The sequence below is a fragment of the Myroides sp. N17-2 genome (assembly GCF_002286775.1).
Classification (GTDB): Bacteria; Bacteroidota; Bacteroidia; order Flavobacteriales; family Flavobacteriaceae; genus Flavobacterium.
Map to the genome: position 1 here is coordinate 1 of NZ_NSGJ01000077.1, position 10,027 is coordinate 10,027.

Consider the following 10,027-nt stretch of genomic DNA (forward strand, 5'->3'; position numbering starts at 1 on the left):
TACTAAAAACTCAGGTAAAATCATTTTTATAAACTCAATATAGTTTTCCACGTTTATTATTTATCATTACAAAGATCTGTAGTTTTTAATTCACACACAACTTTTGAGATTGATCCAAAGTCTCCCGACTTTGAGGTATTATACACTTAATAATATTCTTTATGGTTAATACATCTGACTAGGGCAACGTTATGAAAACATCTAATGATATTTTTTATGGATGTATGTGATACATCCCTACGATTGTGTGCCGATAGGGCGTGATATATATTGAGGAGATAAAATATTGATCTCTCTATTCGCTCCGCAAAGTCTCCCGACTTTGAGGTATTATATGGTTATTACATCTGACTAGGGCAACGTTATGAAAATATTAATGATATTTTTTAAATTCTTAATTAAAGCGCAGCGACTACGTGTATTCTAAACACATTACTGCTTTCTTAAGTTCTTTATTATAGAATAAATATGCACTATCTGCTCCATACTGCTGGAATAAGTATCCCGTAAATCTTCCTATATACGTAAAGATATTCCCATCCTTATCATAAGGTAGCTCGGTTAGATTAGTAGAGTCATCAAACTGCATTGCTTCTTCAAAGGTAATCTCACATTCTTCTAAACAATCTCTATCTTCTTTGCTTTGGAATTGGATATCATCTAGGATCCCTCCTATCTCAGGATATTGGATGTATTGTATATTATCTTCAACGCCTTTCTCTAAACTTTCCATCGTTTCGATTTTAGATGAATAGTTGCCTATAGTCATTGGATATATCTTACCATGTTTCTGATAATACTGCTTAGCTAGCTCGTATGTCTTCATATTTAACTCGTAAGCACCTAATACCGTTCCATAATCAGATTCACTAGCTTCAGACTCAAAACGGTCTAAAAGGCTCTCTACAAGTCCTTGATCCGAATCAGGCTTTATAAAGTAGGCATGCTTACTCTTTAGCTTATTTCTATAATCGGGATAAGAAGTTGATTCAAATTGTACTAACCATGTATCTAACTCTTCAGCTGTTTGAATATTAATTCTATCGGCCCTGTACTGTTTAATCATATTTTGATTATTAATACTATTGCCTTCTACTATCTGCTTCTCATAGATAAAATAGTTCCAATCCGCTTCGAATTGATACTTATCCCCCACTATATCAAAACCGATCATATCTGGTCTACAATAAGCCATGTGGTACTCCTCAGTCTCTTCTCCTACGCAGCCTTCATAGATCTCTTTAACCGACACAAAGTGTAACCACTGATCCTCCTCCGGGTAAAGACATTGCAAATTAATAGAGCATATCGGCAAAAAGTGCTTCTTATATTGCTCCAAATCTCCTGTAAAAACTTGGTCATACTCAGGAAAGTATTTAATAAAATCAGGATTAATAGTCATATTTTGTTTGTATTATATAGTGGTTATCTAATCTTTTGGAGAGATGATTACACATTTATTGTAAAGGATATCTCTACCCCATATCCTTTCTCTGAATATATCACAAGTCTAGAACCTATAGATTGTGCACGCTGATGTATACTCGCGAGACCTATACCATCACTTTTTATATTTAAGTCAAAGCCAATACCATTGTCCTTAACCTTGATTATGATACCCTCGTTATCTGCCGTAAAGCTAATAACACAGTGAGTAGCTTCAGAATATTTATTCACATTGTGAATAGCCTCCCTAATAATTAAATAGATATTAACTTTCTCAACTGCTGAGAGCGCATCTAAGTCTAAATCATCATCATACTCTAGGGAGAAAACAGTATGCCATGCATTCTTTTGAAGCAATACCAATTCTTCTATTAATCGAACGAAATTAGTATTTACATATAATTTACTATCCAATAAAGAATGGGAAATATCTCTAGTACTCCACTCTAAATGCTGTAACTCCTCTATCAGTTTATTCTTGAGTTCTTCTTCATTTGCATTGAGCTGTTGAAGATGAAATCTAATAGTAAATATACCATTGACCACACCATCGTGTATGTCCTTTGCTATTTTATTCTGCACAGCGACTTTAACCTCTGTCGCAATGGTTCCTTTTTCTAAGATCAACTCATAGATACTCTCATTAATCTCTTGTTGGTTTTTGATTAATCTGATTTCTCTATTCTTATTTCTAAACCTAAAGATATACACACCTAACAACAACACTATAATGATTAGAATACTGCTAATAACTAGTACTGTAATCAACTTCTTTAATGCTACATTTTCGGTCTCTATCTTCTCTGTTTCATACGCTATACGAGCAAATCGATTGCGAGCAGAATAGTCCATTTCTTCTAGGATATGGGTTAGTCTAATCATTTCCCTTACCTGCTCATTATTCTTATACGCTTTATGAGTAACCAAAAACTCTAAGGCAATCCTCTGATCGACTTTAATATCCCTACTCTTAGACAAATCATATGACTGCTCCGCCCATTTAAACGCATTAACCGTATCTTTCGCTTCTAGATATAATTCGGCCATTATCATAGCCTGATGGTTAGCAAATAACAAATTATTAATCTCTAATGCCTTCGTATAAACTAATTCGATATCAGCCATATAAGAGTCGATATCAGTAGTGCGCTTCGCTAGTATATCTAAAGACATATTAACCATAGCGATATTCCCCTGTAATGCCATACTTAGAAGTGCAGGCGTATCACTATCAATATAAGTCAGTCCTTTTAGAGCATACTCTTTAGCTTGCTTATAGTCTTTTAGTAGATATGTTACATCTGAGAGATTTAAGTATAGCATCATAATGGCCAATCTCAATGTCTCTTGGTCTAAGATCTGATTGGTATTAAAATCTTTTTGCATTAAGGCTAATGCACGACTAAAATATACTTTTGCTTCCCTGTAATCATTGCGTTCTATCATACAGATCGCCATCAGTTGATTTGCTTCAAAAGGGATAGGATTAAGCGGATAATCCTTTAGCAGATGTAATACCTTAGACACCTTTACCTCACTCTCCATATGCAGACCTTTCTCAAAGAGTAGACGGGCTTGATAAAACTCCATCTCTGCTATTTTCTGCGGATCATCTAGCGTTTTATAAACATTCTCTGCTTTTATGTAATAATAATACGTACTATCTAAAACGTTCAAGTCGTGATAATACATCCCAATATCACTATAAATATTCGCAAGCATATACTCATCTGACTTGCTCTTTGCATACTTTATCGCCTTAGCACTCAGTTTAAAAAAAGAAACAGAATCGCGTGTCCATCGAAGTTGCGATAAGACACTATCGATATAGACCCGATTACCTGAGGTATTTTTTAAAGCTAGCGCTTTCTGTACAGCAGGTTTTAGCGTTAACGCTAAACTGTCTTTATAATTATCATCTTGCCACACAGCATATAGCTGATCATAATCAGTCTCACTTGCAAACTTAGACCGAGTACAATTCACTAACAACAATGTGATTACAACCAACAAAAAGCTAATTTGCCCAAATCTCTTCATAAGAATTAATATCAATACACTGATAAATGCCTATATTTTATACACTTATTTTAAACAAAACTTCCACTCCACACCCTTTCTCTGAATACATAACTAGTTTAGAATGTAATGATAGTGCACGCTCACTCATATTAGCAAGCCCTATACCATCCGCTTTACTATGTAGTTCAAATCCTACTCCATTGTCCTTTATCTTAATCTCAACACTGTCTACATCTTTAACAAAGCTAATCGTACACTGTGATGCCTCAGAATACTTATTCACATTGTGAATAGCCTCCCTGATGATAAAATAAGTATTAACTTTCTCAATAGCCGTTAGATTATCCAATGCTAAATCTTCTTCATATTCTAAGGTGAAATTAGTATTCCACTGATTCTTTTGAAGCATCACTAATTCTTCTACTAAACTCAAGAATTTAGTATCCTTAAACAGTTCGTTATCTATCAACGAGTGAGAGATATCCCTCGTACTTTTCTCCAATTGCAGAAGCTCGGTAATCAAGATACTTTTAAGCGATTCATTCTCTGTTTGTAGTTGTTGTAGGTTAAAGCGAATAGTGAAGATTCCATTGACCACGCCATCGTGGATATCACGCGCTATTTTATTACGCACAGCAGTTTTAACCTCCGTAGCGATCATTCCTCTCTCTAAGATTAGCTGATAGATACTCTCATTAGCTTCCTGCTGACCTTTAATCAATCTTATCTCTCTGTTCTTATTCTTTAGCCTATAAACATACACCCCTAGCAGTAGTGCTAGGATAATAGAAAGACTAGTGATAAATAGCATCATAATCACCTCTTTTAACTCTACATTCTCCGTCTCTATCTTCTCTGTCTCATACGCTATACGAGCAAATTTATTTCGCGTTGCATAATCTATCTCATCAAGATCATGAGTCAGCTTTATAATTTCCTTTACTTGCTCATTATTCTCATAGTCTTTATGAGTAACTATAAACTCCAAAGCTTTGCGCTGCGCTACTTTGATATCTCTATCCTTTGATAGTTGATACGACTTTTCTGCCCATTCAAATGCCTTTACATTATCGTGAATAGCAAAGTATAACTCCGCTGTACTAATAGCCATTTCATTTGCAGAAAAATAATTATTGATGTCTAAAGAATGCTCATATGTTTTTTCAAGTTTAGTAATGTATGACTTTTCTTTTGCTCCTATTTCTTTGTTGTCTTTTACAGCAAGCATCAAATCAGCTTTGGCTATATTACTCTCTAAGAAGCTCACTATAATAGAAAGACTATTAGGTGTGCGATGAGTTAATCCCAAAGCTGCGTACTCCGAAGCCTTCATATAATCACCTAGATAATAAGAGACCTCAGATAAATTATAATATAACATCATCAGAGCCGTTGAAAGCTCTTTCTTACCAAGTATCTTATTTTTATTCAAATCCTTTTGCATCAAGGTCAATGCTGTAAGTAGATAACTCTTTGCATTCACATAATCATTGCGTTCAAGTAAACACAAAGCCATCAATTGATTTGCTTCAAAAGGCACAGGATTTAGAGGATATTTCTGAAGAAGATGAAGAGCATTAGACACCTTCACTTCACTTTCCATAGTCAATCCTTTTTCAAAGAGTAAACGAGCTTGATAAAACTCCATCTCTCCTATTTTCATCGAATCACCTATAGTTTTATATACATTCTCTGCTTTAATATAGTAATAATAGGTACTGTCTAAGACATTCGAGTCGTGATAATACATCCCGATATCATTGTAGATATTCGCAAGCATATACTCATCTGACTTGTTCTTCGCATATTCTACAGCCTTATCACTCAATTTAAAAAAAGAAACAGAATCGCGTGTCCATCGAAGTTGTGATAACACACTATCTATATAGAATCTGTTGTCTACAGTGTTTTTTAAAGTTAGCGCTTTCTCTACAGCAGGTTTTAGCGCTAAAGCTAAACTGTCTTTATAATCATTATCATGCCATACAGCATATAGCTGATCATAATCAGTCTCATGTACAATCTTCGATCGAGTACAATTAACCAATAACAATGCAATTACAACTAAAAAAAAGTTAATATGGCGAAGTCTTTTCATAAGAATTAATATCAATACAATGATAAATATACATACTTGATTTTATAAAATCACATAGAAGAAGTCTATACTTTATATCTCTGCTTATTTAGATACTTTTACTTTAAAAAATACTTCTACCCCATGTTCTTTTTCTGAAAAAATAATAAGTTTAGAATGTAATGACAGCGCACGCTCATTCATATTAGCAAGCCCCATACCATCCGCTTTAGCACGTAGATCAAATCCCACTCCATTGTCCTTTATATTAATCATAACACCATTTATATCTTTAACAAAGCTAATCGTACACTGTGATGCCTCAGAGTACTTATTCACATTGTGAATAGCCTCTCTGATGATAAAATAAGTATTTACTTTCTCAATAGCCGACAAATTATCTAACGCTAAATCATCTTCATATTCCAAAACAAATTTAGTATTCCACTGATTCTTTTGGAGTATCACTAATTCTTCTACTAAACTCAAGAATTTAGTATCATTAAACAGTTCGTTATCTATCAACGAATGGGAGATATCCCTAGTACTTTTCTCTAATTGCAGAAGCTCAGTAATCAAGGTGTTTTTAAGTGATTCGTTCTCTGTATGCAGTTGTTGTAGATTAAATCGGATGGTGAATATCCCATTGACCACGCCATCGTGGATATCGCGTGCTATTTTATTATGCACAGCAGTTTTGACTTCCGTAGCGATCATTCCTCTCTCTAAGATTAACTCATAGATACTCTCATTAGCTTCTTGCTGACCTTTAATCAATCTTATCTCCCTGTTCTTATTTTTAAGTCTATAGACATAAACCCCTAGTATCAATGCCAAAATAATAGAAAGACTAGTGATAAACAGGATAGTGATTACCCCTTTTAACTCTAAATTCTCTGTCTCTATCTTCTCTGTCTCATACGCTATACGAGCAAATCTATTTCGCGTAGTATAATCAATCTCATCTAAGATATGAGTTAACCGAATAACCTCTTTTACTTGCTCATTATTCTCATATTCTTTATGCGTCACTAAGAACTCTAAAGCTTCGCGCTGAAGAGGTTTCATATCATATTGTAATGCAATATTATATGCCTTTTCGGCCCAACTAAATGCATTATCAAAATCCTTAGCTTCAAAAAACATATCTGCTACAATCATAGCGATGGAATTAGCTATATAGTAATTTCTTACACTCAAAGCTTCATCAAATGTATTTTCAAGGATTCTTGCATACTTCTCTACTTCGAAAGTCCCCTTATGCTGCAACTCTAACATAAAATCAGCTCTTGCTTTAGAAGACAAGGCATAACTAAGCACTAAAGGAGAGAGATTAGCATCCACATACGTCAAGGCTACATTAGCATAGTCAGAAGACTCTTTAAACTGCCCTACATAAAAAGCAACTTCGGACAAATTAATGTACACAGCAGAATTCGCCTGCTGCAACCTTTCTTTACTAAGTATTTTATTAACATTAGAATCCTTTTGTAACAACTCTAAAGCACGAAGTAAATAAACTTTAGCCTCACTGTAATCCTTGCGTTCGATTAAACAAAGCGCAACTAACTGATTTGCCTCAATAGGAATAGGATTATGGGGGTATTTCTGAAGTAAATGAAGTGCATTAGATGCTTTGACTTCACTTTCCATATACAGACCTTTTTCAAATAGTAAACGAGCTTGATAAAACTCCATCTCTCCTATTTTTACAGAGTCCTCTATGGCTTTATAGACATTCTCCGCTTTTATGTAATAATAGAAGGTACTATCTAACACATTAGAATCATGGTAATACATCCCAATATCATTATAGATATTAGCAAGCATATACTCATCCGACTTGTTTTTAGCAAACTTTATAGCCTTATTACTAAGGGAAAAGAAAGAAACAGAATCACGTGTCCATCGAAGTTGTGATAACACACTATCTATATAGAATCTGTTCTCAGTAGTATTATTTAAAGTTAGCGCTTTTTCCACTGCTGGCTTCAGGGTCAAGGCTAAACTATCTTTATAATCATAATCATGCCATACAGCATATAACTGGTCATAATCAGTCTCAGGTACAATCCTTGATTGGGTACAATTAACTAATAACAATGCAATTACAACTAATAGAAAATTAATTTGGCGAAGTCTTTTCATATAAGTTTGTATCAATACATCGCAAATGTAAACAATGATATTTGATTTTCTATAGTTGTTTATAAAAGGTGAAGTGTTTTTGGATTAAAAATCACATGTATAAGGTTATAGCTATCTAGAATACACTGTCGTAGATGGAATATACGATGGTTAAACCCAGATTACCGATAGACATATAAACGAAAAGTAGTTATACAAAATAGGTCTGAATTAGTGATCTCATCATACTATAGCATGATGAAATAGCTATGAAGCAGAATTGCTTTGTAGCATTTGGCTAATGCTAATCTGGGTTAAAAGCAGATTCAATATAGTAAAAAGACATTTAATTATATAATTACCAATAACTACAGAATTAATATGCTTTTGTTCTATACAAACTCATTCCTTCGCTTTAAATATCAAGTATTTAATATTTTAGAACTAAAACTTCTATTATTCCATCGAATAAATCTCATTTTTTATAGTTCAACCATTTGTTCACCATTAGTGATATCTCCATTCCTTTATCTGTAGTATAAACTCTATAATCACTAAATGATCTTGAGGACCTAAAATTACTCACAAAACGCCATTATTCGCAACAACATCAATTTAACACAAAACAACCAAAACAAATACAAAACAAACAAATGTGCTGTATTTTTGATTAAAAAATATCAATACACCAAAAAAACAAATCAAAAACAAACAATCAATCATTATCATTATCTTTATAATAATTAAAGAAAAGCTAAAAATACAGATTATGATAAAAAGAATTATTCCATTATTTGCATTATTTGTAAGTGGATATGCTTCTGCCCAAGTTGGAATAGGAACCATCAAACCTAATTCTGCATCAATATTAGATCTAGTTTCTGAGAATAAAGGTGTTTTACTACCTCGAGTTAAATTAACCAGCGATATAGATCAAAATACAATTCAAGGTGTTGTTGAAAGTTTACTTGTATATAATACAGGAAGTTCTCAATTACCTACTGGATTCTATTATTGGGAAAAAACAAAATGGATTCCTTTAATATCCGGAGCAACTTTAACAGATACTAAAAATAGAACTTTTACTATTGGTAAAGATAACAAGGGGACAGAATCTTTAGTAATAACAGATTCAGAAGGAGGAAAAGTGTACTTAGCGGTAGCTGATATTGCGAATAACTCTACCTTTATATCGAACCTTACTCAGAACGATGAATTCATTACTAAACTAGGTGATAACATCAAGTTTATTAATGAGATAACAAACAACGAAGAGTTTATCAATAACATCATCAACAAACTTGAGGGTACTTACGGGAATGTAGGGTTTGATACTACTACTAACTCGTTCTTCTACTATGATGCAGATGGTAAACCTGTAACGATAAAATGGTCTGATCTTGATACGACCAACTTCAGCTTTACCATCGGTAAAGACGCTACAGGTGTAGATAGTCTAATCGTTACAGACTCTAAGGATGGTAAGGTTTACTTAGCAGTAGCTGATATTGCGAATAACTCTACCTTTATATCGAACCTTACTCAGAACGATGAGTTCATTACTAAACTAGGTGATAACATCAAGTTTATTAATGAGATAACAAATAACGAAGAGTTTATCAATAACATCATCAACAAACTTGAGGGTACTTACGGGAATGTAGGGTTTGATACTACTACTAACTCGTTCTTCTACTATGATGCAGATGGTAAACCAGTAACTATAAAATGGTCTGATCTTGATACAACCAACTTCAGCTTTACTATTGGTAAAGACGATACAGGTGTAGAAAGCTTAATCGTTACAGACTCTAAGGATGGTAAGGTGTACTTAGCAGTAGCTGATATTGCTAATAACTCTACCTTTATATCTAACCTTACTCAGAACGATGAGTTTATTACTAAACTAGGTGATAACATCAAGTTTATTAATGAGATAACGAACAACGAAGAGTTTATAAATAACATCATCAATAAGCTTGAAGGTACTTATGGGAATGTAGGGTTTGATACTACTACTAACTCGTTCTTCTACTATGATGCAGATGGTAAACCTGTAACTATAAAATGGTCTGATCTTGATACAACCAACTTCAGCTTTACCATTGGTAAAGACGATACAGGTGTAGAAAGCTTAATCGTTACAGACTCTAAGGATGGTAAGGTGTACTTAGCGGTAGCTGATATTGCAAATAACTCTACCTTTATATCGAACCTTACTCAGAACGATGAGTTCATTACTAAACTAGGTGATAACATCAAGTTTATTAATGAGATAACGAACAACGAAGAGTTTATAAATAACATCATCAATAAGCTTGAAGGTACTTATGGGAATGTAGGGTTTGATACTAC

At 33.7% G+C, this 10,027-nt stretch carries 4 protein-coding genes and 1 pseudogene; 1 reads left to right on the forward strand and 4 read right to left on the reverse strand.

Annotated elements, in window-relative coordinates; genetic code table 11:
- Positions 1–412 precede the first annotated feature (412 nt).
- The 4 genes from CF599_RS18810 to CF599_RS18825 all read right to left on the reverse strand — a co-directional run bounded on the left by CF599_RS18810 (position 413) and on the right by CF599_RS18825 (position 7,693).
- The gene (locus tag CF599_RS18810; RefSeq protein ID WP_121967462.1) at positions 413–1,402 is read right to left on the reverse strand and encodes a hypothetical protein; all 990 of its coding nucleotides are present in this window, start codon (positions 1,400–1,402) and stop codon (positions 413–415) included.
- 47 nt (positions 1,403–1,449) lie between these two features.
- On the reverse strand, positions 1,450–3,486 hold the full coding sequence (locus CF599_RS18815) for an ATP-binding protein (protein WP_121967463.1): 2,037 nt from the start codon (positions 3,484–3,486) through the stop codon (positions 1,450–1,452).
- A gap of 37 nt (positions 3,487–3,523) precedes the next feature.
- Positions 3,524–5,566 carry a sensor histidine kinase gene (locus tag CF599_RS18820; RefSeq protein WP_121967464.1) on the reverse strand — a complete coding sequence of 681 codons (2,043 nt, stop codon included), beginning with the start codon at positions 5,564–5,566 and terminating at the stop codon, positions 3,524–3,526.
- Positions 5,567–5,650: 84 nt separating this feature from the next.
- A complete protein-coding gene (locus tag CF599_RS18825) occupies positions 5,651–7,693 on the reverse strand; it encodes an ATP-binding protein (protein ID WP_121967465.1) in 2,043 nt (680 codons plus the stop codon).
- A gap of 748 nt (positions 7,694–8,441) precedes the next feature.
- On the opposite strand from CF599_RS18825, the pseudogene CF599_RS18830 reads away from it, so the two are divergent.
- Positions 8,442–10,027: pseudogene (locus tag CF599_RS18830) on the forward strand (hypothetical protein); the annotation flags it as partial.

Excerpts from the sequence above, each read along its gene's own strand:
- CF599_RS18820 (WP_121967464.1), bottom strand. The coding sequence starts at position 5,566 with ATGAAAAGACTTCGCCATATTAACTTTTTTTTAGTTGTAATTGCATTG.
- CF599_RS18815 (WP_121967463.1), bottom strand. The coding sequence starts at position 3,486 with ATGAAGAGATTTGGGCAAATTAGCTTTTTGTTGGTTGTAATCACATTG.
- CF599_RS18825 (WP_121967465.1), bottom strand. The coding sequence starts at position 7,693 with ATGAAAAGACTTCGCCAAATTAATTTTCTATTAGTTGTAATTGCATTG.
- CF599_RS18810 (WP_121967462.1), bottom strand. The coding sequence starts at position 1,402 with ATGACTATTAATCCTGATTTTATTAAATACTTTCCTGAGTATGACCAA.